Consider the following 26,860-nt stretch of genomic DNA (forward strand, 5'->3'; position numbering starts at 1 on the left):
TTCGCCGCCCCAGTACGTCTCGTCCACTTCGACCGTGCCGTGCAGCCGGTCCCGATCGGGCCGGACCATCGCCCGGCGCAGCTTGTGCACCAGGATGAAACTAAATGCTTGGGCTTCCATTAATAGAAGAAAAAAGGGATGCATGGGTCAATATTGGGCGTGCCACCAATAAGCCTGAAATGGTTGCTGCTGTACCAGATCCGTTAGACCTGAAGATTCTCCTTGAGACAATGTATTTTGCAAGTATCGAATATGAAGAGGGAGTTCAAGTTAAGGTAAGAGTGGTCTTATATCCTGATACAACTTTAAAAACTTTATTTTATCATGCGCCATGGATTGACGCCTTCCCGTTTGGAGAAGAATTGCTATTTTCCACAGAAACGTTAACAAAATTGGCACCTGCGTTTAACCAAGATTCCACTGCAATTGCAGTGGCTCGTATCTCCCAAATTGGACAGCTACGCTTGGCGTTAAGTGTCTTTAACCGCTTATCATCCCTTTCATTAATGTCGAAAACCCAAATATCGTCCTCCTGCCTGATGTCGGTGATATCAAGCTGACAGATTTCCTCAAGCCTTGCACCCGTGTAAAGGCCGATAAACGGTATCCAGAATTTATGGTCTTTTTCATTGGTCATCGAACCGAATAGTCGCTTTAAATCGTTTGAGCTGAATGGCTCTTTCGATTCATCGGGCCGCTTGGTCTGCTTGATTCGCATACCGCTGGCATAATTTTTAACCATCATGTCACGTTGTATGGCCCAATCAAATAAACTGTAAACTGACTGCATGACATTATTTACCGTTCGGGTACTCAGGCACTTTCCTGGGTGCGTATTCCGCTCAAACTGACCACCCATTCCGGAGGATACTGACCACCCGTTCCGCTTGATTGTGACCACCTGTTCCGCTGCATTGTGACCACATGATCGGAGCGAAGCGACGCTGGTGTTTCCTACCTCCCAGACTTATCGGATTTCGTCAAGGACGAACGGATTTTTCTCATGGACTCTCCTTTCAAATTAATCCTGTGGGCGTTGTGAATCAGGCGATCCAAAATGGCGTCGGCCAGGGTGGGATCGCCGATATGCGCGATCCAGTTTTCGACAGGAACCTGGGTGGCGATAATGGTGGAGGAGATCGACTGCCGGTCTTCCAGCACCTCCAGCAGATCCCGGCGCTCCGGATCGGTCATCGGAGAAATGCAAAAATCGTCAATGACCAGGATCTTGATCTTTGACAATCGATTCATCAGCTTGGGATAAGACCCGTCAGCCCGGGCGACGGCAACCTCCTGGTACAATCGCGGTGCCCGCTTGTACATGACGGCAAAGCCGTTGCGGCAAGCGCTGTTGGCGATGGCACAGGCCAGATAGGTTTTGCCGACGCCGGTGGGGCCGAGGATAATGACGTTCTGGGCCCTCTTGATCCAGTCGCTGCCGGCCAGCCTCACGACCAGTGATTTATCCAGGGCGCGGGGCGTCTTGAAGTCGACATTTTCGATGCAGGCGCTGTCCCTGAGTTTGGCGGTTCTGAGCAGCCGGGTCATGCGTCGGTCCTCTTTAAAGGTCCATTGCCGGTCCACCAGCATGGCCAGGCGGTCTTCAAAGCTCAGCTCTCCCAGATCCGGCTTCCCCATCTGCTCGGCAAAGGCGTCGGCCATGGCGGTCAGTTTCATATCGTGAAGCTTGTCTATTGTCTGCTGTGTCATCATGGTTGATTCTCCTTTTGGTGATAATAGCGTGAGCCTCTGATGTTTGGATGCGAGATGCTGCAGTCTTTGGACGGTGGCAACAGCGGCTGCCGGTCGAGCCCGCTTTTGAGGATGGATTCAACATTCTGATAGGTATAGGCGCCGATGGCCACCGCTCGTTCACAAGCCTTTTCCAGTCTGTCGGTACTGTAGCGTTTGCCCAGGCGCATCACTCCCAGACAGGATCTGAAGCCCTGTTCCGGATGCTGTTTGCGCCGCATGATTTCGGTAACCACTTGCTGGGTACACGGCCCCGTTTTACCCGCCCAATTGATAATCCGTGAAGGGGTCCACGCAAGATGCCGCTGGTGGGATTTGGGCATGTGCTCGGCAACAGTGGTGCGGCCATATTTGCGATGACTTCTGAGGTGACTGGCCACCCGACGGTTTTTGTGAAAGACCGCAATGGTTGTGGCCGTCATGCTGACGTCGAGCTTTCGGCCCCGAAGCTGATATGGAACGCTGTAATAGTGGCGGTCCACCTCCACATGATAATCGATATTGGCGGTCGCTTTTTTCCACTGGGCAAACTCGTATCGATGGGCAGGCAACGTGGCCAGCGCCGGTCTGTCGATGGTTTCAAAAAGATGACGACGGGACGCTTTTATCCGTTGCAACGGGCGCTGGTTGAATAGAACCAACTTCTCATCAATAGCTTTATTCAGCTCTGCTAAAGAGAAAAACCGGTGATTGCGTAGCGCCGCCAGTATCCAACGTTCGGCGATCAATACGGAAGACTCTACCTTGGCTTTGTCTTTGGGTTTTCCGGGCCGTGCGGGAATGACCGTGGTGCCATAGTGACGGGCCAAATCCATGTAGGTCGGATTGATGTCTGGTTCGTAGCGGCACGGATGGGTGACCCCGCTTTTCAGGTTGTCGGGCACCAGGATCTTGGCAACGCCGCCGAAGAACTCCAGGGCGCGGATGTGGGATTTGATCCAGTCAGGCAAGGTCTGGGATGCGGTGGCTTCAGCAAAGCTGTAGTTGCTGGCGCCTAATGTGGCGACAAAAATCTGGGCCTCGAAGGCGACCGTTCCCGTTTCGGGGTTGATGATGGGCACCGTCTGTCCGGCATAATCGACAAACAGTTTTTCACCGGCCAGATGTTCCTGCCGCATACTGATATCGAGGCCCTTGTGCCATTTTTGATACAGCTCGCAAAAATAGCTGTACTGGTAGCCCTCCGGATGGGTCTGTTTGTATTCGTACCACAGAAGCTGCAAGGTGACGTGCTTGCGTTTGAGTTCCTTGAACAGGTACTCCATCGGGGGCATGACCGGCTTTTGGGCAGCAGACCGATCGACCTTTTGATAAAGACGCTGTTCGAGTTGGCCGTCATCGATATCGTCGGGCATCGGCCAGGCGATCCCGGCTTTTTCGGCCAGCGTGAGATACTTACCCACGGTGACATGGGACATGGCACAGCTTTTGGCAATTTTACGGTTGGTCAACTGGTGGTCGAATTTGAGCCTGAGCACTTCTTTGAGTTTTCGCATGGATAATCGGTCCTTTGCCATCAATCCTCCCCTCACGGATAAAAATGAGGAAGGATTATCGTTAAAAGGTCAATTGATCCAGCGTCGTTTCGCTTGCTGAAAAAGTGGTCACAATCAGCGGAATGGGTGGTCACAATGTTCCGGAATCGGTGGACAGTTTGCTCCGGAATGGGTGGTCACAATGCAGCGGAATGAGTGGACAGTTTCCAGCGGAACGGGTGGTCACTATGCGGCGGAATACGCAACTGGAGGCAGTTTCATTTTTAAAAGCTCAGGAATTGTTACCCCCCGGTATGCTTTCATTTTGGATCTGTTGGGAGGCAGGCGTTTTAGGTCATCAAAAAACTTTCGGGTCTTGCTGAAGTCGATCTCGGACAGCAGGCAATCACCCATAATCTCGGGCAGGAGTGCTAACCTATTTTTATATTCAGTGATGGATTTGGGCGCCCATTTATCATCAGATACGCTTTCATTTAGGAACTGTTGAATGGCCTTCGACAGCCGTTTGGATCGTTTACGCTTTTGTTTTGCCTCGCTGGCCGGCACCAATGGTTGCTGAGCAGGGTAATTTGACAGTATGGAAAGCTCCAACTGGCTGTTGTAATTACCCTTCATCCGCTCTTGCTCAATTTTGATGACCGCTTGGCACAGCTTCAGGAGCTCTCTGTGGACGAATCTATAAGTTGGGCTGTCCTCTGACATATCTTTCAATCCGACCTGATCAAGAAATCCGGCAACATCGAGCTTCCCGCTTCCTTGACGGCCCTTGAGTTGATTGAGAATCTCCAGTTCAACAATTGTCAGCATGGTCTCTGAATCCACATCCACGCCAGGGGAATTGGGTTTCGGAGTTGCATCTGAACCTTCAAGCCTCCCCATTTCGTGCTTTTCAAGGATTTCCCTCAGATACTGGCCCAATGCAGCCTTGATCTCGCTTTTCCTGCTTATCACTATTCGCCCCTCTGTAATCATGTCCAAAAACAATTTCGTGTGGCTGGTCAGCTTGGCAGCCCTGATGCGGGCGGTCTTCAACGAACCGGTGCCGAGGCTCACACGAACCTCCCCCGAAACGAATCACTTGTGCTGGCGGGAGATGCTATATCGGAAATGATAAGTTGTGCCAACACGCAAAAGATGGCTCGGAGACTTGCGGATTCTGGCCATAAAAAACCCCCGATTTCGTCAACTTTGTACAATCAGTTTCTACAAGTCAGAAATGGGAGTTTTTACAATAAATTCAGGGCGCTTAGAACAGCGCCCCTTTATTTATTTATTGGTGGCGATGCAGGGACTTGAACCCCGGACACTGCGGATATGAGCCGCATGCTCTGACCAGCTGAGCTACATCGCCATTTTTTTTCGCGGCCAAAAAGAACAGCGGACTATTAACAGCTCATCGGCACATAGTCAAGCCGAAAACCAACGCTTTCATTTGAGGGGTGTAGAGCCGGTAACCTCTATGGTGAACTCCTCCAGATCATCGGGAAGGCCTGAAAAAACCACCATAAAAGGAATGGACGTTCCGGGTTCGACCTTCACGTTGCTGCGGTTGTCCCCCAGCCGGTTGGACAGTCTGGCCTCGATTTTCTCCCATTCCAGGTTGGCCAGTTCAAGATCGGACATCACATTGCCGCAGTAGACCGTCTCTTGATGAACGGGGACCTTACCTGTAGAGAAGATCTGGCCTGTCATTGTGATCATCCCCCGGCTTTCGGTGTATCCGTTCTTGACCTTTCCGGAAATGACAAAGAGCTTGCCAACACTGGAATTGTCCACGAATTTGCTGTTGACATCGAAAGTGGTCAGTTTGAGGTTACCCGGATCCTGTACAGTCGGCTGAAGGTATTCGCTGAGGAAGGGGATTTCGATGCCCTTTTGTTTCAACAGAAAATAGGTCCCGTACCCCCCTAGACCAAAAATGGCAATGATCAGAAGGAATACCAGTGATTTGTTGATTCCCTTCTTCACAGGTCTTGGCTTGGGGGACGGTTTGGGAGGCGCAGCGGATTGTGGTCGTGCTTTTCTCCCTTTTTCAGCCTTGGGTTCGGGAACAACCACGGTCGCTTCGAGGCCTTCGTCTTCCAGCGTCTTTTCCGAGTGGCCGCCTTCTTCCATCTCAAACTCGAGTTTCATGTCGACGGATTCGCGAGCAGAAGCGTCAGCACCGGTTTTGTCCGGAGCAGCATCCTCAAAGTCAGACAGGTCGAAATCCAGACGGTTGTCTACCGCCACGGTTTCAGTCGACTTACCCAAGGCTTCACCATCGCCCAGGTCCAGTTCAAGGTCTGGATCCTCCAGCACATCGTCAGTCGCTTCTGTGTCCACATCCTCCAGGACCTGCTCGAGTTCAGACAAGTCAAGCTCCTCATCCGTCACCAGCTGGTTGTCATCCCTGGATTCGGACATCCATTTCTCCGTCTCGAGGCTGGCTTCGATGTCCAGATCAAGGTCCTGTTCCGGTACACTGCTGAATTTGGCGCTGCCTGTTTCGGGCTCCTCAAGCATTTTCTCGATCTCAGACAGATCAATCTCCTGATCGGCATCATCGGAAAGGTCAAAGTCAGGCGATGCGGCCTTTGCCTCTGCGTCCAAATTGAAGTCCAGGTCTTCCAGGGTTTCGCCTGGCTCACCCGCAGCCTCGGCTTCGGGCATGGGCGTTTCATCATCCATGTCAAGGGTCAGCTCCTGGTCTTCATCGACGGCAACCGGGGCGGAACCCCCCCCAATCGTTTCGTCGTCCTTGAGCAGGCTTTCCAGGCTGGAAAGGTCCAGGTCGTCCTCAAACGCTGCCGACTCAACCGCCGGGGCACCTTCCACGTCCCCATCATTATCCAGATCCAGATCAAACTCATCATCCGGGCCCGCGCCGGCTTCCGCCGGCGAGGCTGCCTCAGCCATATCAGCGTCCGTGTCCAGATCAAAATCCAGGGAAAGGTCATCCAGGGAGGCATCGGCTGTTTTCGGTGGGACCGCATCGGCCTGCGATTCGTCAAGACCCGTTTCCATATCCAGGGTGAGGTTCAGGTCGTCAATATCATCCAGGGTTTCCGGCAGGTCGTCTTCGGCTGAATCAACCGATCCGGTTGTGCCTTCGGCTCCCAGAGATAAATCACTGTCAAGGTCCAGCGCGTCATCATCCAGGTTGGCGATGACTGTGGCGTTGGCTTCCGAATCCGTGCCGGTGGGGAGTGAGACATCCAGATCCAGGTCCTCCAGGTCAAGATCGGCGATGCCAGTTGCCTCCTCACGGAGCTGTTCGTCAAAGGAGAAGTCCAGCTTATCATCATCCAGGTTGGCAATGACCGTTTCGGTGGCGTCTTCGCCGGCGCTCTCGGGAGTCGGTCCCAGATCCAATTGGTCATCGTCCAGACTGGCAATGGTGGTCGCTCCGCTCTCATCGGCGTCGGCTGAGTCAAAATCCGAATCGGAATCGAATGCAAAGTCCGCCGGGGCGTCGTCCAGGACGCTGCTCAACGCATCTTCAATTCCAGTGGCCGACACCCCCGCTTCCGGTTCGTCATCCAGCGCAAAATCAAGATCTGCGTCTTCAGAAAAAAGCGCCCCGGACGCTTCTGCAAGAATATCCGTCTCAGGATCAGGGAGGCTTGTAAAATCCCCTGGTTCGGCACTGTCCGGTCCGGCGGGAGGCGTAAAAATAGAAACCGTCGGATCAGGATCGGGTACTGCAACCGTTTTGGCCGGTGTTTCCGGGACTGGCGTCTGTTGCGGGAAAGCGGTGAACACAGTGGTGCATATCGAACACCTGACTTTCGAACCAGTGGGTTTGAGCATCTTGTCATCAAGATTGAAACTGGTATTGCACGCTTTACAGGTGATAATCATGGCACCCCTCACTGACTAAAGTTTCATATGGTAAATTTCTGGTAGATTCCTGTAGTTCTCGGCATAATCCAAGCCATACCCCACTAGAAAACCCTTTTCCACGGTCAAGCACGCGTAATCAACGTCGATCGCCGCTTGCCTGCGCTCGCTTTTGTCGATCATGGTGCAAACCTTGATGCTTTTTGGCCCAAAGCCCGCAAGGTGGTTGATAAGATGGGCGAGGGTCAGGCCGGTATCGACGATGTCTTCCACCACAAGCACATCTTTTCCATGGATATCAATGTCGATGTCTTTCTTAAGCACGATGGTCTCTGATGATACGATATCGGCACCGTAGCTCGAAGCTTGAAGAAAATCGATTTTTACTTTTTCCAATTTCAACTGGCGGGCCAGATCGGCAAGGAAAAGGAAGGCCCCCTTGAGCACACCAATCAGCACCAGTTCGCGGCCCTGGTAGTCTTTTGAAATCGTTGCTGCAACCCTGGATACCTGGCGTTGGATTTCATCTTTATTAATAACGGAAGTAAATTCAGGCATATCCGGTCTTTATTGCCTGTCGTTCAACTGGCAAGCATTAAGCATTTAAAAAACGGAAAAAACACGGGCCATGGGATTTAGTGGTTTTGTGCGGATGTTGCCAATGGAATTTGAGAAATCGAAATAATCATTTCCAGGCAACCATGAAACCTGAATTCCATGCCGCCAGTTCGGCGAGAAACTAACCTACTGCAGGATAGTTGTCAATGAATTTAATTTGTTACATGCCTGTGGCAGCCAGTTTTTCAACAATCTTTTTCTGCTGGGAAGTCAATTCTTTAGGGATGTCCACCGCAACGGTGACAAACAAGTCGCCCCTGGCACTGCCCTTCATCATGGGAAGCCCGTGTCCTGCCAGGCGCATGCGGGTTTTATGGCGGGTTCCCGGAGGGATTTTCAGACTCAACTCACCGCCTTCAAGGGTGGGGATGCCCACCTGGGTGCCCATCAACGACTCACTGAGCCGGATGGTCACAGTGATGTGAAGGTCATGATCCTCTGCGGTAAATACCGGGTCCGCGGAAACACTGGATTGAATATACAGGTCGCCGGGCGGTCCACCGTAACCGCTCTGTTCGCCCTTACCGGCCAAACGAAGCTTCTTGCCGGTAATCATGCCGGGCGGTATCTTGACCGTAATATTTTCAGTGCGGCCCTGGTGTTGGAAAGTGACGGTTTTGCTGGTTCCACTGGCCACCTCATGCAGCGTCAGGGGCAGCTCATAGACCAGATCAGACCCTTTTACCGGTGCACGGCGCCGCTGGCGCCCGCCAAATGGAGAGCCCCCGCCGAAAGAAAAGCGCATCCCCTGGCCACCAAACCCGAACTCCTTGAGGATGTCTCCCAAGTCCACGTTTCTGAAAATATCCTCCTGGGAGTAGCGCTGGTGGAAGCCCGAAGATCCAAAAGTATCGTACTGCTGGCGTTTCTCTTTGTCACTGAGCACCGCGTAGGCTTCACTGACTGTTTTGAACATCTCTTCGGCGTTCTTGTCTCCCTTGGAGTGGTCCGGATGGTATTTCATGGCCAGTTTGCGGTAGGCCTTCTTGATCTCGGCATCCGTGGCATTCTTGGATACCCCCAGTATCTGGTAATAATCCTGCTGGGACATGATTGCTCCTGCTCCCTGCGGTGGTTGGCTGCCGCCGGTCACCGCATTCATCGACCGCGTTAATTTATCAGTGGGCAAAAATAAGGTGTAAGGCCTTTAATGTCAAGCCGTTGGATCATCCCCACGCAGCGGTGTATGCAGACGCTCCAGGCGCAGACGGTGCCGTTCGTCGAAGAGCCGCCGGGAGCCCGCCCAGATCGTGATCAGTGCACCGAAGCCGGTACCGGCGAAAATGATGAACATGATCGGCTCACCCGGAGCCGGGGGGTCAACTGTGCTTCCATATCCTTAAATGCACCATGAGGACCGAAATGGCTGCTGGGGTCATCCCTTCGATACGGGATGCCTGTCCCAGGGAAGCCGGCCGGACAGCGGTCAATTTCTCCTTGAGTTCGCTGGAGAGACCGTGAACGGCTGCATAGTCCAATTTATCGGGCAGTTGGATCCGCTCCAGGTGCCTGAACTTGTCAATCTCCTGAAGCTGACGCTGGATGTAGCCCTCATACTTGATTTCTATCTCTGCCTGTCGCGTCACCCGTTCCGCCAGGGGCAGGTCGGCCGGGGCCAGGATGGCAACGGCTTCGTAATCAAGTTCGGCCCGTTTCAGCAGTTGGACCAGGTGTATGCCGTTGTCGATAGGCGGCGTTCCCTTTAGTTCAAGGTAGGCGTTGACTGCGGGCTGCGGCTTGATCACCGTCTGCCTGATACGCTGGGTCTCGGCTTGAATTTGGGCTTTCAGCGCACGATTTTCCTTTAGCGTGTCGGCATCGACCAAGCCGAGCGCGCAGCCGATTTCCGTCAACCGCAGGTCGGCGTTGTCTTCCCTGAGCATCAGCCGGTATTCGGCGCGGGAGGTGAACATGCGGTAGGGTTCGCGGGTTCCACGCGTGACCAGGTCATCGACCATCACACCCATATATGCCTGACTGCGATCCAGGATAAAAGGCGGGCGCTTTTGAACGGCGCAGGCGGCGTTTATACCGGCCCACATGCCCTGGGCCGCAGCCTCCTCGTATCCGGACGTACCGTTGATCTGGCCAGCCAGGTAAAGGCCTTTCACCCGCTTGGTTTCCAGGGTTGGTCGCAGCTGAATCGGGTTGATGAAGTCATACTCAATGGCGTAAGCCGGACGCATGATTTCAGCCTGTTCCAGGCCGCGGACGCGTCTGACGACTTGAATCTGGATTTCTATGGGCAGGCTGTTGCCAAGGCCCGAGGCGTAGATCTCCTGGGTATCCAGTCCTTCAGGTTCAAGGATGACTTGATGGCGGTCCCGCTCTGGAAACCGCACGATCTTATCCTCAAAGGAAGGGCAGTAGCGCGCCGGCACCCCCTTGATGATGCCGCTGTGCAGGGCGGACAGGTGCAGGTTGTCCCTTACCAGCTGGTGAACCGGCTCGCTGGTATGCCCGATATAGCTGGGAATCTGTGGCAGAAGGCCCGGCTGTCCTGAGAAAGAAAAGGGGCGTGCGGGATCCTCCAGCGGTTGCTCCTCAAATTGGGAGAAATCGATACTGGCCCGGTTTAGCCGTGGCGGGGTGCCGGTCTTCATACGGCCCAGGCTGAATCCCAGCGCCTTTAAATGGTTGGGCAGACTGTATGCGGCAAACTCCCCAGCGCGTCCCGCCTGCATGGTTTTAAAGCCGATGTGCACCAGTCCGGAGAGGAAGGTGCCGGTGGCCAGAATGACGCAAGGTGCCTGAAAACCAAATCCGGTGTGGTCGGCCACACCACAGACACGGCCACCCTCTACGATGAGACGCTCCACCAGAGCCTGTTTCAGGTCAAGGTTGGGCTGATTTTCAACCACCGCCTTCATGGCCGTGTGGTAGCGGCTTTTATCATTCTGGGTCCGGGTGGACTGAACCGCCGGCCCTTTTTTGGTGTTGAGGGTTTTGTACTGAATGGCTGTCTGATCGGCAATCTTGGCCATCTCTCCGCCGAGTGCATCGATCTCTTTGACCAACTGACCCTTGGCCATGCCGCCGATGGAAGGGCTGCACGGCATGGCCGCAATCTTGTCCAGGTCGATGGCCAGCAGCAACACGCGGCAGCCCATGCGGGCCGCCGCCAGCGCTCCCTCGCAACCGGCATGGCCACCGCCGACAACAATCAGATCATATGGTTTTTGGTATATTGCCATCCATGGACCGCGCATTGGGCAATTCGTATGACCAACCAACAATTCAAGCGTCGGCTGTTTTTTTATTTTTCTTTTAGCCGACAGACTATATAATTGCCGGGATAATAAGGTCAAGGACAGGATCAACATGCATAATAAACCCTATCGGGACCTGAACACCTACTTTCGATCGCTGTTTGGCTGCCGGGTGCACAAGGTCACCATCGACGCCGGATTCAGCTGTCCCAACCGCGACGGCACACGTTCCAGGGGTGGATGCATCTATTGTAACGCCAATGGGTCTGGAACCGGTGCACATCTGCAAGGTCTGTCGATCACCCAACAAATCGAACGCAGCAAGGTCAGGATTGCCCGCCGTTATAAGACCAATAAACTCATTGCCTATTTCCAGTCCTTCACCAACACCTACGCCCCCGTCGAACAGTTGAAAACCCTTTACGACGAAGCCCTTGCCATCCAGGATGTCGTGGGGCTGGCCATCGGCACCCGACCGGACTGCGTGGATCCACCGGTTCTGGACCTTCTTGAAGCCTACGCCGAAAAACATCTCATCTGGATCGAGTACGGCCTGCAAAGCGCTCACAACCGCACACTGTCCCTGATCAACCGGGGTCACAATTTTGCCTGTTTCGAACGCGCTGTTGCCGCCACCAAAAACCGCAAGATCAACATCTGCGCCCACGTCATATTGGGACTGCCCGGTGAATCCCGGCAGGATATGCTGGAGACCGCCGACGCAGTCGCCGCCATGGGTATCGACGGTATCAAAATCCACCTGTTATACGTGGTTCGGGGAACGCTGCTGGAAAACCTGTATCGAAACAGCCGTTACCGCTGTCTGGAGCAGCGGGAGTATGCCGAGCTGGTCTGTGAATTCATTGAACGGCTCCCCGAAACGATGATCATCCAGCGCCTCACCGGCGACCCCCACCCCAAAGAGCTCGTGGCGCCTGCCTGGTCCCTTCAAAAAAAAGAGACCCTGGAACTGATCCACAACCTGTTCAAAGCAAAAAAGTCCTTCCAGGGTAAGATGTCGGTATCGCCGGCATCCACCTGACGCATTCCCGCCCGCCGACTTTGCATGGCAATTCCTATAAACCATGCAGAGGTTATGGATCATTGTCGTCATGTCATTGGTCAGCGTCAACCTATCAATTGCCACGCCCCTGACCATCGACGATGCCGTCCGGGAGGCACTGGAAAACAACCCGCTGATCCGGCAGGAGGTGGCCTATCGGCAGGCGGCAACCTTCGGCGAAAAAGAGGCCCGCGCGGATTTCTTTCCCCGGCTATCCGCGGCTTACACTTACCAGAACCTGGCCGAGTCGCCCTTTGTAAACATTTACGGCAACCAGGTGATCACCAACAGCCGGGACCAACACCACTGGGAGGTGGCCCTGGCCCAACCCCTGTTTTCCGGCTTCAGCATCAGCGCCCGTCACCGCCTGGCCGAGCTGGGTCTGCAGACGCGCGAAATGGTATTGCAACAGACCCGGCAGGCCGTCACCCTGCAGGTCAAGCAGCGCTGTTTCGACATGCTCACGGCGGAGAGCGCGCTCAAGGTGGCCGCAAGCAGCGATGCAGCATTGGCCTCCCATGAGGAGGACGTGCGCAAGTTTCACGAGAATGGGTTGGTCCCGTTGAACGACCTGCTCAAGGCCCAGGTCGCCCGGGCCGATGTCCTTCAAAAGCGGCACCGGGCGGAAGCCGGCATCAGGAACGTCCGGTCAGCACTGTCTCTGCTGCTGGGAAGGGATTACGCAAGCGACATCGAGATCGTCGACATCAAACCCGCGATGCCGGCGCCACCCGCGCTGAACGCTCAGGTTGAACAAGCCCTGAGGTCCAGGCCCGAAATTGCCGTGTTGAAACAGTCTATTCAATCAAAAAAAAACGAACGGCTTCTGGCCAAAAGTGACTATTACCCCCGAATCGACCTGCTGGGAAAATACCACCAGGACGGGGATGACCTGGGGGCCAACAACAATGAGTATTCCAACCCGTATAATGCCAGCTTGGGGGTTCAGGCCCGCTGGACCATATTCGAATTCGGGAAAACACGCGCCGGTTCGGCCAAAGTTAATGCCGAACAACGGGCGTTAGCGCAGACGCTGGAAAAAATCCAGGACGACATAAGGCTCCAGGTCATTCAGGCCCGCCTCGACCTCGATGTGGCCGCCAATAATATCGGAACCGCTCAAACCGCTCTCGATCAGGCCCGTGAACACTGGCGCATCACCAACCTGCTTTTTCAGCAGCAATTGACCACCTCCACAGAAGTGCTCGATGCGCGCAGCTTTCTCGACCGTGCAGAGAGCGCCTATTTTGAGGCGCGCTATGGATACGGAACAGCCCGGGCTCGGCTGGATTGGGCGATGGGTGGCCAGAAGCCTGGTGAATACGGACAAAAGTCTGGTGAAAATCCGGACGAATTGAACCCTATCTCTCGCTGATGTAATCCATCAAGCATGCCACGCGCCCGATCTACCGCATTAAACGCAAACGCTGGACCAAAAGTCCCATACCAGTGGGGTATTGACCTGCCAAGGCGGGCGGTAGTATGGTCATTTTCCTCAGACCAACGCCACATCGACGAAAGCGAAGGCAATATGGGGGATTTTCTTTTCTGGTGGCAACATCTGCCAGCGCAAATGGACCCGGTGATACTGGAAATAGGCGGTTTCAGGCTGCAGTACTATGGCCTCATGTACATCGTTGCCTTTGCCATCACCTATGGACTGGCGCTATATCGACTTCGGCGGGAAGAGGGCTTCCAGCTCGATGTGGAACAACTCCAGGGGCTGATGACGGCCATGATTGTCGGCCTGATCGTCGGCGCCCGTTTGGGCTATGTGCTCTTTTACAACTTTTCGTATTACCTGCACCACCCGCTGGAGATCATCCTGCCCTTTGAATTTTCCGGTGGCATCCACTTTACCGGCATCACCGGCATGTCCTATCACGGCGGGCTGATTGGCGTGGTGGCGGCGGCGCTGATTTTCGTGCGCAAAAACCGGATGGATTTTTTCCGCATGACGGATCTGATCGTACCCTGCATTCCACTGGGCTACACGTTCGGCCGGCTGGGCAACTTCATCAACGGGGAGCTTTACGGGCGGGTGACCACACTTCCCGTAGGCATGTATTTTCCTGGGGCGGCGGGCACTGGATTACGGCATCCGTCACAACTCTACGAGGCTTTTTTTGAAGGCATCGTCCTGTTTTGTGTTCTCTGGTCGATCAAAGGCCGGATTCGCACCCCGGGCGCCATGTTGGGCCTTTACCTCATCGGATACGGGCTGGTGCGTTTTTTTATCGAGTATGCGCGCCAACCCGATGCCCACCTGGGCTTTATCTTCCTCTCTCTTTCCATGGGCCAGCTGCTTTGCGCGGCCATGATGCTGGCGGGGGGGATCCTGATAGCGGTTGTCAAAACCACCCGGCAAAACCCATAACCGGTTCCTCAATGGCCCAATTTACTTTTTGCTTTTTTCCTTCAAGGTGCGCCAGTGCGTCAGGCGTCCGGCAATCATCTTCTCGTAACCCCGGTCAGTCGGGAAATAAAATTGGTGGCCGGCAATGGCATCGGGCAGGTAGCCCTGGGGTGCATAACCGTCCTTAAAATCGTGGGCATAGCGGTAGCCCTTGCCGTAGCCCAGATCCTTCATCAACCGCGTGGGCGCATTGCGGATATGCAGGGGAACCGGCAGGGCCCCTTGCTCCCTGACGGCCTGCTTGACCCTATCCCAGGCGGCATAGATACGGTTGCTTTTTGGCGCAGTGGCCAGATAGACGGCGGCCTGGGCCAGGGCCAGATCCCCTTCCGGATGCCCAAGAAAGCGAAAGGCCTCCATGGCCCCTAAGGCGATGCGCAGGGCAAAGGGATCGGCATTGCCGACATCCTCGGAGGCAAACCGGACCATGCGCCTGGCCACATACAGCGCATCTTCCCCGGCCTCCAGCATGCGGGCCAGCCAATACAGAGCTGCGTCCGGATCACTGCCACGCAGGCTCTTATGAAGGGCGGAGATAAGATTAAAATGCTCGTCCCCACCCTTATCGTAGAGCAGCGCCTTTTTCTGCAGCGCGTTTTCCACATGCTGCAAGGTGACCATCCGGGGTATGCCGACTCGGGGTACGGATTCACCTGTAGCCAGGGCGGCGGCCACCTCCAGGCTGTTGAGGGCGCTGCGCGCATCACCCGATGAAATATGGATTAAATGCGCACGGGCCTCGTCGGCCAGGCGCAGATTCAACCCACCCAGTCCGCGGCCCCCGTCCGCCAGCGCCCGGTCGAGAACACGGCCCACGGCGTCCTCATCGAGCAGGTTGAGGGTGACCACCCGGCATCGGGACAGCAGCGGTGGAATCACTTCGAAGGATGGGTTTTCGGTCGTGGCGCCGATGAGTGTAATCAGCCCGGACTCCACATGGTGCAGGAAGGCGTCCTGCTGGGCCTTGTTGAAGCGATGGATTTCATCCACGAACAAGAGGGTTCGCTTGCGCTGAAACTGGCGCTGCTTTTTGGCCTCATCGATGACTTCACGGATCTGTTTGACACCGGCAAGCACCGCTGAAAAGTGAATAAAATGGGATCGGGTTTCTCCGGCGATGATCCGCGCCAGGGTTGTTTTGCCGCAGCCGGGCGGCCCCCACAGGATCATCGAAAAAATACGGTCGTTCTCAATGGCATGGTGAATCAGGGAACCCGGCCCCGTGACGGCATCTTGTCCGAAGAGGTCCGCCAGCCGACGTGGGCGCATGCGTTCAGCCAGCGGCTGCTGGCCTGCAGTGGTCTCTGCGGCCTGTTGATCGAAAAGGTCCATCTAACCTTGGTTGGATCACTTTTTTCGTTTAAGGGGTTTGGATCTCTTGTTTAAGAAATCGGGGTTTTTCCCCGTACGCTGCCGAAGCAGCAGGCGGATCGGGGTCTTGTCCAGGGAAAACGCCTCCCTGATCTGGTTCACCAGGTAGCGCTGGTAGGAAAAATGCACCGCGTCAGGGAAGTTGACGAAGCTGACAAAGGTAGGCGGCCGAGTAGAGATCTGGGTGGCATAATAGAATTTCAGCCGCGTGCCCTTGTGCATCGAAGGTTGGGTGCGCGTCAGAGCCTGATCCATGGCCTTGTTAAACTTGCCGGTGGTGATCCGGGCCGAGTACTGGGCGTAAACCTCGTCGACAAGGGGAAAAACGCGTTGAATCCCCTGCCCGGTTTTTGCCGAAACCGTGGTGACAGGGGCAAAGTTGAGGAATTTGGCGTCCATGCGCAGCGTTTCGGTCAACCGCTTCAGGACCTTGCCGTCCCGGTTGTCAACCCGGTCCCATTTGTTCAGCAGAAAAATCGCCCCACATCCGCGGTCGAAGGCGTAGCCGGCCACATGGACATCCTGATCGGAGATGCCCTGTTCGGCGTCAACGACGATCAGGGCCACATCACACCGTTCCATACTGCGAAGGGCCTTGATGATGGAAAATTTTTCCAGCCGCTGAGAAACCTTTCCTTTGCGGCGGATCCCGGCTGTATCTACCAGCACGTAGGTCTTGTCTCCCCGGGTGAAGACGGAATCGATGCAATCGCGGGTAGTGCCGGCGATTTCGCTGACCACCAACCGCTCCTCACCTAAAATGGCATTGATCAGGGAGGATTTGCCGGCATTGGGTTTGCCCACCACCCCAATACGGATGGCATTGGACCGTTCTTCCACAGCCGTCATTTCAGTAAACCCGGCCGTCAGTTCATCCAGGAAATCAGAGACCCCGTAGCCATGCTCGGCAGATACCGGAAAGAGGGTGTCGATACCGAGGCTATAAAAATCGAACAGGGATTTTTCCTGGCCCTCACCGTCAATCTTGTTGACCACATAGAACACGGGTTTATCTGCGGCTCGCAAGAGGTGGATCAGGTCGGCGTCAAAGGGAGAAATACCCCCTTTTCCATCAAGCATGAGAACAATGGCATCGGCGTCCGCGATGGCCTGCTCGACCTGCTGGCGGATGTGTGCGGCAAATGCATCGTCGTCCCCTTCAGTAAATCCGCCCGTGTCTACCAGGGTAAAGGCCTTGTCGTTCCAGTGGGCATTCCCGAAATTCCGGTCCCGGGTTACACCGGGAAGATCGTCCACGATGGCATCCCGCGATCGGGTGATTCTGTTGAACAGGGTGGATTTGCCCACATTGGGCCTTCCGACAATGGCGACGATGGGTTTCATGGCGTATATCCGATCGACATCTATTGATGCGCTTTTTGGGTTTAGGCCAAGGGTATAGCCCAGGATCGAATCACGTGTCAAATGCCCAATGCACCCGGACCGCATCACTGCCGATGGTCCATCAATCACTCAATCGGCGACCGGATATGGATCATCGGATACGAATACACGCTGAATCCGTTTAGAGACACCGCAGGTAATCTCATAGGGAATGGACCCCATGGCTTCAGCCACGTCCAGAACCTGGATCTGGCCGCTTTCAGCATCCCCCCAAATCACGACATCATCACCCACCGCTATCGGATCGTCATCCACGTTCACCATGATCTGGTCCATTGTGATGGTGCCCACCACCGGATAGCGCCGGCCACGGATCAGCACCTGAATGCGGCCGGACAGATGGCGCCTCAGGCCGTCGGCATACCCAACGGGAAGGACGGCAATGGAGGTCTCCCGATTGGTTTTCCATCGCCGGCCATAGCTGACGTTATGACCGGCCGGCAGCCGTCGAAGGTGGGCAACAAAAGTTTTTAGGCACATCACCTGCTTAAGGGATATCGACCGTGAGGTTTCCGTGGACGGGTAGTGCCCGTAAAGAATGATCCCGCACCGACAGGCGTTAAAATAGCTTTCCGGCAGGTCAAGGACGGCCCCGCTATTTGCCATGTGAACCATTGGCGGCAGTGAACCTTTGGTTTTTAGCCGATCCACCAGGGCGGAAAAGCGAGCCAATTGTTCACGGGCGTAGGTTTTGTCGGTCTCGTCCGATGTGGCAAAATGGCTGTAGAGTCCCTCCCATACACAGCGCCCGGAGCGCAAGAGATGATCGAAAAATTCCGGTTCCCGCGCCAAAAGCACGCCCACGCGCCCCATGCCGGTTTCAACGTTGACATGCACGTGAGCCGCCTCTTTTCCGGGCACCCTTTCAATCCAACGGATGTCTTCAGCACCAAACAGGCTAATCCGAAATCCCGCGCGGATGGCCTCAGGAAGCTCGTCGGGAAACAGCCGGCCAAAAATGAGGATGGGGACCGCAATCCCACTCTGGCGAAGCTCCAGGGCCTCCTTGAACTGGGCGACGGCGAGAAGCTCAGCGCCTTCGTCAACCAAACATCGCGAAACGGGAATGGCGCCATGACCGTATGCGTCAGCCTTGACAACAGGAATCAGACGGGCCGGACTGATTTTTCTTTGAATTTCACGGAAGTTGAATCGCAGGCGACTTAAATGGATCCAGGCACAGGTTCGAAAAGGCATGTCCAATTTCCGGCAAGGGGGTTGATGATTACAGCCATTCAGTGCAGAATCTGGCTTAAAAACAGCTGGGTACGTTCATGCTGGGGGTTGTCGAAAAATTCCGCGGGCGTGTTTTGTTCCACGATCCGTCCATAGTCCATAAACAGCACCCGGTGGGCCACGCTCTTGGCAAACCCCATCTCATGGGTCACCACCAACATGGTCATGCCCTCCTCCGCCAGGCTGATCATGACATCAAGCACCTCCTTGACCATCTCCGGATCCAGGGCCGAAGTCGGCTCATCGAACAGCATGACGTTGGGCTTCATACAAAGGCTTCGGGCAATGGCTACGCGCTGCTGTTGACCACCGGAAAGCTGGCCGGGATATTTTTTGGCCTGCTCGGCAATATGCACTTTTTCCAGGTAGATCATGGCCGTCTCTTCGGCCTCTTTTTTGGGTGTTTTTCTCACCCAGATGGGTCCCAAGGTAAGATTTTCCAGTATGGTAAGGTGAGGAAAAAGGTTGAAATGCTGGAACACCATGCCCACCTCGGCCCGGGTTTTCTCGATGTTTTTAATATCATTGGTCAGTTCGATGCCGTCGACGATGATCTGTCCCCGCTGATGCTCTTCCAGACGATTGATGCAGCGGATGAGCGTGGATTTCCCTGAACCGGAAGGACCGCAGATGACGATCCTTTCACCTCGGGCAACCGCCAGGTTCACATCCTGAAGCACGTGGAAATCACCGAACCACTTGTGCATGCCGATGATTTCGATAATGGGGGCGGCGTCAGATTTCCGGCCGCCTTCTGCCTCGGGTTTACGGGATGTTGAAGAGTCGTCGGACATGGATATTGTTCTCATCTCCTTAAAGTATTCGGCCTGGCGGCGCTTCACAGGTCGGTATTCAGCTCGCGCTCCAACCGGCGGCTGTAGTTGGACATGGCGTAGCAGCACAAAAAATAAACCAGCGCGAGAAAAATATACGCTTCGGCGGAAAACCCCATCCATTTCGGGTCCGACAGGACCGATTTGGTGGTTTTCAACAGGTCATACAGGGCGATGATCACCACCAGAGAGGTGTCCTTAAATGCCGAAATGAGAATGCTCACCGATGGCGGGATGACAATTTTCAGCGCCTGGGGCAGGATAATCAGGCGCATGGTCTGATAGTAGTTCAAGCCCAATGATTCGGCGGCTTCATATTGCCCTCTGGGAATGGCCTGAAGCCCGCCGCGCACCACTTCGGCGATGTAGGCCGCCGTAAACAGGATGATCGCCACCTGGGCCCGCAGAATTTTGTTCACGGTGACCCCCTCGGGTAGAAACAGGGGAAACACCACCGACGACATGAACAGCAGGCTGATCAGCGGGACCCCGCGAATCATCTCGATATATACGATACAAAGACTTTTGACCGCCTTCATCTGTGAAGCGCGCCCCAAGGCAAGCAGGATCCCCAGGGGATAGGCCGCCGTCAGGCCGAAGATCGCCAGCAGCAGCGTCAAGGGCAGCCCTCCCCACTGGGTGCTTTCCACAATCGCCATGCCGAACAGACCGCCATACAGCAATATCCCCATAACCACCAGGGCAACCAGCCAGCCCCACCCCAGGGCATTGCGCCAGTGATTGCGGTTGCGGCTGTAAAAAAGAAGCAACACCAGTATGATCATGGCCAGCAGCGGCCGCCACTGCAAATCATGGGGATAGAAACCGAAAATGATAAACCGCAGGTTGGCGGTTATGACGGACCAGCATGCCCCTTGGCCATCTTGACAGCCAGACCCGGAGGGCAGCCAGTGACTGTCAACCAGCGCCCATTTGAATAAGGGGGGGACGATTTTGGCCAGCAACGCCAAGATGATGACCGTCAGGAGCGAGTTTAACCATCCGTTAAACAGGTTGCGCCTGATCCAGCCCAGCACACCCACTGACGCAGCCGGCGGTTTAATTTGCCCCACACCGCTGTCGTAGGAATAAACGGTCATCTTTCAACCAATGCCATTTTCTTATTATACCAGTTCATGAACGCCGAGGTCAGCAGGCTCAGGCACAGGTAAACGGTCATGATCAACGCGACGCCCTCGATGGCCTGGCCGGTCTGATTGATGGTGGTGTTGGCGACGGAAACAAAGTCCGGATACCCGATGGCCACCGCCAAGGAGCTGTTTTTGGTCAAATTCAACATTTGGCTGGTCAATGGGGGAATGATCACCCGCAGGGCCTGGGGCAAAATCACCAGACTGAGCACCCTGCCAGGTTTAAGCCCCAGCGCTTTGGCCGCTTCGGTTTGTCCCTTGTTGACTGACTGGATGCCGGCGCGCACAATCTCGGCCACGAAGGCGGCCGTATACAGCACCAGCCCCAGCAGCAAGGCGGCAAATTCAGGGCTGACACTCATGCCGCCCTGGAAGTTAAATCCCCGCAGCTCGGGAAGGTTCATGGCCATGGGTGCACCGCCCAATAACCAGACCAAAATAGGCAGCCCCATCAGCAAGGCCACTGAACTCCAAAAAATCGGGAAGGTCTTACCGGTTTTGAACAGCCGCTGGATCGCCCATCGCCGCATGAGGTATACCAACCCGCAGGCACCTACAAAAACCCACCCCATCCAGCCCCAAACCGGGTGTTCGGCGGGCAGGGCTATCATCAAACCGCGATTGCATAGGAACAGGCCGGCGATTGGGTTGAATGCCTGGCGTGGCGAGGGCAGCATTTCATAAAAAAAAGCATACCAGAAAAATAGCTGCAGCAGGACGGGGATATCCTGGAAAACTTCAATGTAAATGGCCGCCAATCGTGAAACCAGCCAGTTGGTGGAAAGCCGGGCGATGCCGATGAGTGCACCGAGAATGACTGTCAGTACAATGCCGACAAAGGAAACTTTCAGGGTATTGAGCACGCCAACCAGCAGCGCCCGGGCGTAGCTGTCCGCCGCAGAGTAGGGAATCGGGGTTTCACCGATTTCAAACGAGCTTTCCTTTTCGAGGAATCCGAAACCGGTGGCGATGGCCTGGCGCTCAAGGTTGGTCAGGGTATTGGACATTAAATAATAGCCCAATGCAGCCACCATGAGAACCACACCCACCTGATACAGCATCGATCGCTTGGCAGGATCGTTGAGTAAGGGGACCTTTTGTCCCCCGGTGTCGACCGTATGCATCCTGTTATGACTCAGGCGTCGCGTTGCTGTGGGCGATCGAATGAACGGGCGCGCACAGCAACGGGTTAACGCAATTATGATCCATCGCACCTTTCGGCAACGGGTGGCTTCTTCAATCCACCGGCTGGAAGTCCAGGGTTGCCTGTTTTGCGTTCATCATTTGAACGGCGGGGAATACATCAAGCCGCCATCAGTCCAAAGGGCATTCAGGCCGCGCTCGATTTTCAAGGATGTGTCTTTCCCCACGTTGCGCTCAAAGACTTCTCCGTAGTTGCCCACCAGTTTGACAATATGATAAGCGAACTTCTCATCCAGGCCCAATGCCTGACCATTGCCGGGGCTGACTCCCAGAAAACGCTGCACCTTGGGGTCGGTGTTCTTGAGCATCTCATCGACGTTTTTCGAGGTGATGCCCATCTCCTCGGCTTCGATCATGGCCAGAACCGAAAAGTTGACGATATCAAACCACTGGTCATCGCCATGGCGAACGGCAGGTGCCAGAGGCTCCTTGGAGATGATTTCGGGCAGGATGATGTAATCGTCCGGATTGGGAGCCACAGCGCGGGTACCGGCAAGCTGGGAGGCATCCGAGGTCAGCGCGTCACAGCGGCCGGCGAAAAAAGCATTCGCCAGTTCAGCGGTATTTTCGATCACAACCGGTTTCATCTTCATTCCGGTGGACCGAAAGTAATCGGCCACATTCAGTTCCGTGGTGGTGCCGGGCAGAACACACACGGCCGCCCCATCCAGTTCCTTGGCGCTTTTGACGCCAAGTTTCTTGGGTACCAAAAAACCCTGACCGTCGTAATAGTTGACCTGGGCGAAGTTGAGTCCCAAGGCGGTTTCGCGGCTCAGCGTCCGCGTTGCGTTCCGGCAAAGCACATCGATCTCACCGGACTGAAGGGCGGTGAAACGCGTTACGGCGGTCAAGGGAGTGAACTTAATTTTGTCGGCATCGCCGAATACGGCTGCTGCGATGGCCCTGCCGGTGTCCACATCCAGGCCTTTCCATACCCCTTTTTCATCCGGTTTGCCGAAACCGAAAAGATCTCCGTTGACCCCCACCTGCACAAAACCCTTGGCCTTGACATCATCCAGCGTCCCGGCAGAAGCGGACCCGATCACTGCAAAAACAGCAATCAGAGCAAAAACAGCCATAATTCGTTTCATCATGTCTTCCTCCCATTTAGCAGTCGGTTAATATAACGGCGGACCTTGCAAGGATCCGATGAAAACTTTAATGTTGACAAATTGCCGACGGTGGGAAACGCATATCCATGGAATATGAATCGTTTAATGCAAATGAATTAGCATGGAAGCTTCCCGGTTGGCAAGTGCATTTGCTCATACGGCAACCTCCCGACGTTTTTCCGCACCGCAGAGCCGCGTGACGGCCTGCATTGACAAAGTTCCCGGCGTCATGTAGGCAACTGAAGGGTGCTTGCCAATTTCCGGTTTTAAAGAGGAGGGGATATGCAGCGAAAGATCGTACAGCGGTTTTCAAACATGGCCCTGGTGTTCGTAGCGGCCTCAATTTGCTTTGCATGCGCCCAGAAATCCTATATCGCCGTTGACTATCGCCTGCCTGCAGAGCCAATCACCTTGGCGGGACGCACCGTTTTTGTTGAAACCATTGACCTTCGAAGCGATGCAGAGATCTTCAACAAACGGGCCAAAGATAAATTTAAGCACTTTACCGGTCTGTTCGCCCTTGCATTGGATGCGCCGGACAGTCAGCAAAAGGTCATAGGGGCTTACGCGTTGCCGCTGCTGTTCGAAACGGCGCTCAAGCATCGGCTGCAGCAGCTGGGTGTTGGGTTAGCCGGCGAACCGTCACCGACAGTGCCGACTTTTCGGATTAAAATCAATTGCTTCGATATCAATCTGGTGGGTCAGAAATGGCTGGCTGAAATCAGTTACGAGGCCAGCCTGACCCAAGATATGCAGTTGACTGCCCTGGAGGTAGTCAGCGGAAGCGCCGAGAGAATGAAATTGATGGGAACCGGTGATGCGGAAAAAGTGATCAGTGAGATATTCACCGATATGATCAACCGGCTGAATATTGAGCGGTTGTTCCAGCAAGCCAAATTGTAGTGCAGCGTCCATCGTCAGTCGATGCTGTAGCGTCTCATTTTACTCAGCAGGGAGGGGTGGCTGATTTCGAGCATATTGGCCGCGTGGGTGCGGTTGCCGCCGGTTGCAGCCAGCGCTTTGCGGATCATCTTGTCCTCCAGTTCGGCTTTGGCGGCTTTCAGAGAAAACCCGTCGAACATGCCGTCGTCACCCATTGAATTCAACGTCCCGGCTCTGCCAAAAACAAAATTTTCCATCCCCAGCGTGCTGCCGTCCGCGAGAACGATGGCCCGTTCAATGGCGTTTTCCAGTTCGCGAATGTTTCCCGGCCAGTCATGCCGCATCAGTGCACTCATGGCCTCCGGTGAGATATTCTTGATGCTGCTGCCGAGGGTTTCGTTAAAACGGGTGATAAAAAACTGACACAGCTGAGGGATATCCTCTATCCGACCGCGAAGGGGCGGCAATACGATGGGGACCACGTTAAGACGGTAAAACAAATCCTCCCTGAAGCGCCCCGACGCCATTTCTCTTTCCAGATCCTTTGAAGTGGCTGCAATCACGCGTACATCCACGGTTTTGGCCTTGCTTCCGCCTACCGGACGAACCTCACCCTCCTGAAGCACCCGTAAAAGTTTGGGTTGCAGGGAAACAGGGATTTCGCCAATCTCATCCAGGAACAAGGTTCCGCCTGCCGCGATCTCGAAAAGACCCTTTTTATCCTTCTCAGCACCGGTAAATGCGCCTTTAACATGACCGAACATCTCACTCTCCATGAGGCTCTCCGGGATGGATGCGCAGTTAACCGGCACCATTGGGCCGGAGCAACGGTCGCTTTCCCGATGAATCCCCTGGGCGACCAGCTCCTTGCCCGTGCCGCTCTCACCGGTAATCAGCACCGTGCTGTCAAAAGGGGCGACCTTCAGGGCTATGGAAAAAACCGCTTGCATAACCGGGCTCCTGCCCACCATATTCCCAAATGACAGACCGCAGCCAATGCGCTGGATGCGGTTTTTTAGTTCGATGTTCTCCTTCTTGAGCCGCTCCCTCTCTTCGGCTTTTTTGATGGTCAGGCGAATTTCTTCATTTTTGAACGGTTTGGAAACAAAATCGTAGGCGCCGAGTTTCATGGCTTCAATGGCCATGTCGATGCTGCCATAGGCCGACATCATGATTACGATGGTTGATAAAAGACGATCCCGACCGGCCTTGAGAAACTCCAAACCGCTCATCTGGGGCATTTTCACATCGCAAAGGATCAAATCAAACTGCTGACGGGTAATTTTGGCAAGCCCTTCAGCGCCGTCTTTTGCGGTGTCGATGGCATAGCTGTAGCGGGTGAGCATGGCTTGCAGCATGTGGCGCATATTTTCTTCATCATCGATGATCAGAATACTTTTTTGTTTGGCTTTTATTTCCATAAGAACCTGTCTACCTGTCGATCCCATTTGCGACATGATGCCTGGTCAAGGGCAACCAGATCTCAAAAACGGTGCCGGATTTCTGACTGCTCGATGCAGCTATGTGACCCCCTATCTTCTCTACGATCATGAAAGATACGCTCAGGCCTAATCCCGTGCCTTTACCGGGTTGCTTGGTGGTAAAAAAAGGATCGAAAACATGGGGCAGATGATCGGGTTCGATTCCGGGTCCGTTGTCCTGGATGGTCACCTTGATAAAATTGGCGTCCGCATCATTCAGGTCGTTTTCTTGGCCGGTAACGCATTCGGAGCGTATTTTTATGCGTGCATTTGAGACGGCGGTTGAATTGACTGCGTCCACAGCGTTGAGCAGGATGTTCAGAAAGACCTGTCTGAGCCTATCGGGATCAGCAAAAACAAGATCATCGGCAGCGCCAAGGGTAGATTCGAAAGTGATCGCCTGGGCCAAGGGCTGATAATTGAACACGGAAACCAGGTCCCGCAGCAGTTGATGAATGGAAATCGGTTTGGATTCATCGACGGATGTTCTCGACATATCCAGCAACTGTCGAATGATATGATTGATCCGGGTGATCTCCTTTTCGGATCTTGCGATAAAATCGTTGCGCTCATCAGGCGACAGGTCCGTTGGCTTCAATAAATCCAGATATCCCAGAACAATCCCGATGGGATTTCCGATTTCGTGGGCAATTCCGGAGGTCAACCGTCCAACGGTGGCTAATTTGTCCGCCCGGATGACATCGTTTTGGGCCCTTTTGAGGTCACGGTTGGCTGTCTGCAAAGAGTCGATGGTTTCCTTCAACAACCGCTTGTCATCTGCAATGCGATGCAGCATTTTATTCAGTGCAGAAGAAAGTGCTGAAAATTCATTGTCTTCTTTTCGAACTGAGAAAAAAAGGACCTCTTCATCCTGATAGGATTCTGCGCGCTTTGCCAACCTTTTAAGCGGCTTGAAATAAATCCTGGAGAGCTGGCGGTTGCCGTACAGGGCAAAAAAAAAGCTGTTAATCAAAACAAAAATCAAAGCGATCTTCTGAATTCTGTGAAAGTCATGGTAAATGCTTGTCAAAACACTTTCAAGGCCTCCTGCGGCAATGGTTTTGCCATCCACATTGACCGCATAGGTGATAATCAAGGACTTGGGTTGCCAAAACATCAACCCCATGGTTTTGCCAACTTTCCGCGTGGCGGACCGACCCGTGGTCAATGTAAGATAAACCGCTTCTTCAAGGTTGTCCCCCAAGGTGCTTTGCCTGGCATTTGGCGGCGTTGGGTGGGCCTGATCGACAAAAAAAAACCGGTCGTCCTTCAGGAACCGGAGTGTATCTGTCACCAGGCTCGAATTTTTATCGACGGCAGCAATCCGCAGTTGTTTTTCGCAGGCAACCATCAACGCCAAGCGTTTTTGATCCGCATATCTGGAAATGGACCTTTCGAGAAAAATAAACCCAACCAAAACATCGATAAAAAGCATGGATAATAAAAAAAGTATCCAGAACTGAATAAAAACCCGGCTTTTTATACCTCGAAAACCCATTTGGCGGCCGATGATCGATGCGGTTGTGCTACTTTTAAATTAGACCGGACGAGAATGTTGGAAGGGATTTTATCACATATCGAAAAAATGCGGAAGATCTTAAAATTTTCAGGCGGGTTACGAACGATTCAGCCCGCCCCCGAAGGCTAAGGGGGGCGGGCTGGTATGAAGAAGTTTTTCGGCGGCGTCCTACTCTCCCACACAGCTTCCCATGCAGTACCATCGGCGCTGAAGAGCTTAACTTCCGTGTTCGGGATGGGAACGGGTGTTGCCTCTTCGCCATCGCCACCGAAAAATCGTTTATGCAAACGTC

The 26,860-nt window shown here is 54.3% G+C and carries 23 protein-coding genes, 1 tRNA gene and 1 rRNA gene; 6 read left to right on the plus strand and 19 right to left on the minus strand.

The features are described from left to right. Positions 1–230: 230 nt before the first annotated feature. Positions 231–560 (plus strand): putative sensor domain DACNV-containing protein, encoded by a 330-nt coding sequence (locus tag R6V78_RS17970; protein ID WP_410290784.1) that lies wholly within the window; start codon positions 231–233, stop codon positions 558–560. Between the two features lie 394 nt (positions 561–954). On the opposite strand, the gene istB is transcribed toward R6V78_RS17970, so the two are convergent. From istB to mnmG, 9 genes are all read right to left on the minus strand, one after another. Continuing rightward, complete coding sequence (istB, locus tag R6V78_RS17975) at positions 955–1,713, minus strand: IS21-like element helper ATPase IstB (protein ID WP_410290763.1); 759 nt, start codon at positions 1,711–1,713, stop codon at positions 955–957. Continuing rightward, the gene (istA, locus tag R6V78_RS17980; protein WP_410290764.1) at positions 1,710–3,248 is read right to left on the minus strand and encodes an IS21 family transposase; all 1,539 of its coding nucleotides are present in this window, start codon (positions 3,246–3,248) and stop codon (positions 1,710–1,712) included. Before istA ends, istB begins: the two co-directional genes overlap by 4 nt. Positions 3,249–3,473: 225 nt before the next feature. Next, the gene (locus R6V78_RS17985; RefSeq protein WP_410290765.1) at positions 3,474–4,301 is read right to left on the minus strand and encodes a hypothetical protein; all 828 of its coding nucleotides are present in this window, start codon (positions 4,299–4,301) and stop codon (positions 3,474–3,476) included. Between the two features lie 221 nt (positions 4,302–4,522). After that, positions 4,523–4,599: transfer RNA gene (locus R6V78_RS17990), tRNA-Met, on the minus strand. A 77-nt stretch (positions 4,600–4,676) separates the two neighbouring features. Beyond that, positions 4,677–7,091, minus strand: coding sequence for a DUF3426 domain-containing protein (locus R6V78_RS17995; RefSeq protein ID WP_410290766.1), 2,415 nt, complete (start codon positions 7,089–7,091; stop codon positions 4,677–4,679). A gap of 15 nt (positions 7,092–7,106) precedes the next feature. Then, a complete protein-coding gene (hpt, locus tag R6V78_RS18000) occupies positions 7,107–7,628 on the minus strand; it encodes a hypoxanthine phosphoribosyltransferase (RefSeq protein ID WP_410290767.1) in 522 nt (173 codons plus the stop codon). A 220-nt stretch (positions 7,629–7,848) separates the two neighbouring features. Continuing rightward, the gene (locus R6V78_RS18005) at positions 7,849–8,739 is read right to left on the minus strand and encodes a DnaJ C-terminal domain-containing protein (RefSeq protein ID WP_410290768.1); all 891 of its coding nucleotides are present in this window, start codon (positions 8,737–8,739) and stop codon (positions 7,849–7,851) included. A gap of 102 nt (positions 8,740–8,841) precedes the next feature. Next, on the minus strand, positions 8,842–8,982 hold the full coding sequence (locus R6V78_RS18010) for a hypothetical protein (RefSeq protein WP_410290769.1): 141 nt from the start codon (positions 8,980–8,982) through the stop codon (positions 8,842–8,844). 25 nt (positions 8,983–9,007) lie between these two features. Then, a complete protein-coding gene (gene mnmG / locus R6V78_RS18015; RefSeq protein WP_410290770.1) occupies positions 9,008–10,882 on the minus strand; it encodes a tRNA uridine-5-carboxymethylaminomethyl(34) synthesis enzyme MnmG in 1,875 nt (624 codons plus the stop codon). 127 nt (positions 10,883–11,009) lie between these two features. On the opposite strand from mnmG, the gene R6V78_RS18020 reads away from it, so the two are divergent. The 3 genes from R6V78_RS18020 to lgt all read left to right on the plus strand — a co-directional run bounded on the left by R6V78_RS18020 (position 11,010) and on the right by lgt (position 14,337). Further along, a complete protein-coding gene (locus R6V78_RS18020) occupies positions 11,010–11,939 on the plus strand; it encodes a TIGR01212 family radical SAM protein (protein ID WP_410290771.1) in 930 nt (309 codons plus the stop codon). Between the two features lie 70 nt (positions 11,940–12,009). After that, positions 12,010–13,335 (plus strand): TolC family protein, encoded by a 1,326-nt coding sequence (locus R6V78_RS18025; protein WP_410290772.1) that lies wholly within the window; start codon positions 12,010–12,012, stop codon positions 13,333–13,335. A gap of 156 nt (positions 13,336–13,491) precedes the next feature. Beyond that, positions 13,492–14,337, plus strand: a complete 846-nt coding sequence (lgt, locus tag R6V78_RS18030) for a prolipoprotein diacylglyceryl transferase (protein WP_410290773.1) — start codon at positions 13,492–13,494, stop codon at positions 14,335–14,337. 21 nt (positions 14,338–14,358) lie between these two features. Here the strand turns inward: lgt and R6V78_RS18035 are convergent, their stop codons facing one another. From R6V78_RS18035 to R6V78_RS18065, 7 genes are all read right to left on the minus strand, one after another. Next, entirely contained in the window at positions 14,359–15,708 is a 1,350-nt protein-coding gene (locus R6V78_RS18035; protein ID WP_410290774.1) for a replication-associated recombination protein A, read from the minus strand. A 15-nt stretch (positions 15,709–15,723) separates the two neighbouring features. After that, on the minus strand, positions 15,724–17,091 hold the full coding sequence (gene der, locus R6V78_RS18040) for a ribosome biogenesis GTPase Der (protein WP_410290775.1): 1,368 nt from the start codon (positions 17,089–17,091) through the stop codon (positions 15,724–15,726). A gap of 129 nt (positions 17,092–17,220) precedes the next feature. Then, entirely contained in the window at positions 17,221–18,348 is a 1,128-nt protein-coding gene (alr, locus tag R6V78_RS18045) for an alanine racemase (RefSeq protein WP_410290776.1), read from the minus strand. A 38-nt stretch (positions 18,349–18,386) separates the two neighbouring features. Beyond that, positions 18,387–19,112, minus strand: a complete 726-nt coding sequence (locus R6V78_RS18050; protein ID WP_410290785.1) for an amino acid ABC transporter ATP-binding protein — start codon at positions 19,110–19,112, stop codon at positions 18,387–18,389. 113 nt (positions 19,113–19,225) lie between these two features. Then, positions 19,226–20,320: an amino acid ABC transporter permease gene (locus R6V78_RS18055; RefSeq protein WP_410290777.1), complete on the minus strand. Its 1,095-nt coding sequence runs from the start codon at positions 20,318–20,320 to the stop codon at positions 19,226–19,228. After that, positions 20,317–21,495 (minus strand): amino acid ABC transporter permease, encoded by a 1,179-nt coding sequence (locus R6V78_RS18060; RefSeq protein ID WP_410290778.1) that lies wholly within the window; start codon positions 21,493–21,495, stop codon positions 20,317–20,319. Before R6V78_RS18060 ends, R6V78_RS18055 begins: the two co-directional genes overlap by 4 nt. Positions 21,496–21,651: 156 nt before the next feature. Beyond that, on the minus strand, positions 21,652–22,668 hold the full coding sequence (locus R6V78_RS18065) for an amino acid ABC transporter substrate-binding protein (RefSeq protein WP_410290779.1): 1,017 nt from the start codon (positions 22,666–22,668) through the stop codon (positions 21,652–21,654). Positions 22,669–22,968: 300 nt separating this feature from the next. Between R6V78_RS18065 and R6V78_RS18070 the strand changes: the two genes are divergently transcribed. Further along, positions 22,969–23,589 carry a hypothetical protein gene (locus R6V78_RS18070; protein ID WP_410290780.1) on the plus strand — a complete coding sequence of 207 codons (621 nt, stop codon included), beginning with the start codon at positions 22,969–22,971 and terminating at the stop codon, positions 23,587–23,589. Between the two features lie 14 nt (positions 23,590–23,603). Here R6V78_RS18070 and R6V78_RS18075 read toward each other — a convergent pair whose 3' ends face one another. Both R6V78_RS18075 and R6V78_RS18080 read right to left on the minus strand, forming a co-directional pair. Then, the gene (locus R6V78_RS18075) at positions 23,604–24,989 is read right to left on the minus strand and encodes a sigma-54-dependent transcriptional regulator (protein WP_410290781.1); all 1,386 of its coding nucleotides are present in this window, start codon (positions 24,987–24,989) and stop codon (positions 23,604–23,606) included. A gap of 10 nt (positions 24,990–24,999) precedes the next feature. Next, positions 25,000–26,034: a sensor histidine kinase gene (locus R6V78_RS18080; protein WP_410290782.1), complete on the minus strand. Its 1,035-nt coding sequence runs from the start codon at positions 26,032–26,034 to the stop codon at positions 25,000–25,002. Between the two features lie 27 nt (positions 26,035–26,061). On the opposite strand from R6V78_RS18080, the gene R6V78_RS18085 reads away from it, so the two are divergent. Further along, positions 26,062–26,490, plus strand: coding sequence for a hypothetical protein (locus R6V78_RS18085; protein WP_410290783.1), 429 nt, complete (start codon positions 26,062–26,064; stop codon positions 26,488–26,490). 233 nt (positions 26,491–26,723) lie between these two features. Here the strand turns inward: R6V78_RS18085 and rrf are convergent. Further along, positions 26,724–26,840, minus strand: a 5S ribosomal RNA gene (gene rrf / locus R6V78_RS18090). Between the last annotated feature and the right edge of the window lie 20 nt (positions 26,841–26,860).

The organism is Desulfosarcina sp. (assembly GCF_046496365.1).
Lineage (GTDB): Bacteria > Desulfobacterota > Desulfobacteria > Desulfobacterales > Desulfosarcinaceae > Desulfosarcina.

Excerpts from the sequence above, each read along its gene's own strand:
- R6V78_RS17970 (WP_410290784.1), top strand. The coding sequence starts at position 231 with ATGTATTTTGCAAGTATCGAATATGAAGAGGGAGTTCAAGTTAAGGTA.
- istB (WP_410290763.1), bottom strand. The coding sequence starts at position 1,713 with ATGATGACACAGCAGACAATAGACAAGCTTCACGATATGAAACTGACC.
- istA (WP_410290764.1), bottom strand. The coding sequence starts at position 3,248 with ATGCGAAAACTCAAAGAAGTGCTCAGGCTCAAATTCGACCACCAGTTG.
- R6V78_RS17995 (WP_410290766.1), bottom strand. The coding sequence starts at position 7,091 with ATGATTATCACCTGTAAAGCGTGCAATACCAGTTTCAATCTTGATGAC.
- hpt (WP_410290767.1), bottom strand. The coding sequence starts at position 7,628 with ATGCCTGAATTTACTTCCGTTATTAATAAAGATGAAATCCAACGCCAG.
- R6V78_RS18005 (WP_410290768.1), bottom strand. The coding sequence starts at position 8,739 with ATGTCCCAGCAGGATTATTACCAGATACTGGGGGTATCCAAGAATGCC.
- R6V78_RS18010 (WP_410290769.1), bottom strand. The coding sequence starts at position 8,982 with ATGTTCATCATTTTCGCCGGTACCGGCTTCGGTGCACTGATCACGATC.
- mnmG (WP_410290770.1), bottom strand. The coding sequence starts at position 10,882 with ATGGCAATATACCAAAAACCATATGATCTGATTGTTGTCGGCGGTGGC.
- R6V78_RS18020 (WP_410290771.1), top strand. The coding sequence starts at position 11,010 with ATGCATAATAAACCCTATCGGGACCTGAACACCTACTTTCGATCGCTG.
- R6V78_RS18025 (WP_410290772.1), top strand. The coding sequence starts at position 12,010 with ATGTCATTGGTCAGCGTCAACCTATCAATTGCCACGCCCCTGACCATC.
- lgt (WP_410290773.1), top strand. The coding sequence starts at position 13,492 with ATGGGGGATTTTCTTTTCTGGTGGCAACATCTGCCAGCGCAAATGGAC.
- R6V78_RS18035 (WP_410290774.1), bottom strand. The coding sequence starts at position 15,708 with ATGGACCTTTTCGATCAACAGGCCGCAGAGACCACTGCAGGCCAGCAG.
- der (WP_410290775.1), bottom strand. The coding sequence starts at position 17,091 with ATGAAACCCATCGTCGCCATTGTCGGAAGGCCCAATGTGGGCAAATCC.
- alr (WP_410290776.1), bottom strand. The coding sequence starts at position 18,348 with ATGCCTTTTCGAACCTGTGCCTGGATCCATTTAAGTCGCCTGCGATTC.
- R6V78_RS18055 (WP_410290777.1), bottom strand. The coding sequence starts at position 20,320 with ATGACCGTTTATTCCTACGACAGCGGTGTGGGGCAAATTAAACCGCCG.
- R6V78_RS18060 (WP_410290778.1), bottom strand. The coding sequence starts at position 21,495 with ATGCATACGGTCGACACCGGGGGACAAAAGGTCCCCTTACTCAACGAT.
- R6V78_RS18065 (WP_410290779.1), bottom strand. The coding sequence starts at position 22,668 with ATGATGAAACGAATTATGGCTGTTTTTGCTCTGATTGCTGTTTTTGCA.
- R6V78_RS18070 (WP_410290780.1), top strand. The coding sequence starts at position 22,969 with ATGCAGCGAAAGATCGTACAGCGGTTTTCAAACATGGCCCTGGTGTTC.
- R6V78_RS18075 (WP_410290781.1), bottom strand. The coding sequence starts at position 24,989 with ATGGAAATAAAAGCCAAACAAAAAAGTATTCTGATCATCGATGATGAA.
- R6V78_RS18085 (WP_410290783.1), top strand. The coding sequence starts at position 26,062 with ATGGTAAATGCTTGTCAAAACACTTTCAAGGCCTCCTGCGGCAATGGT.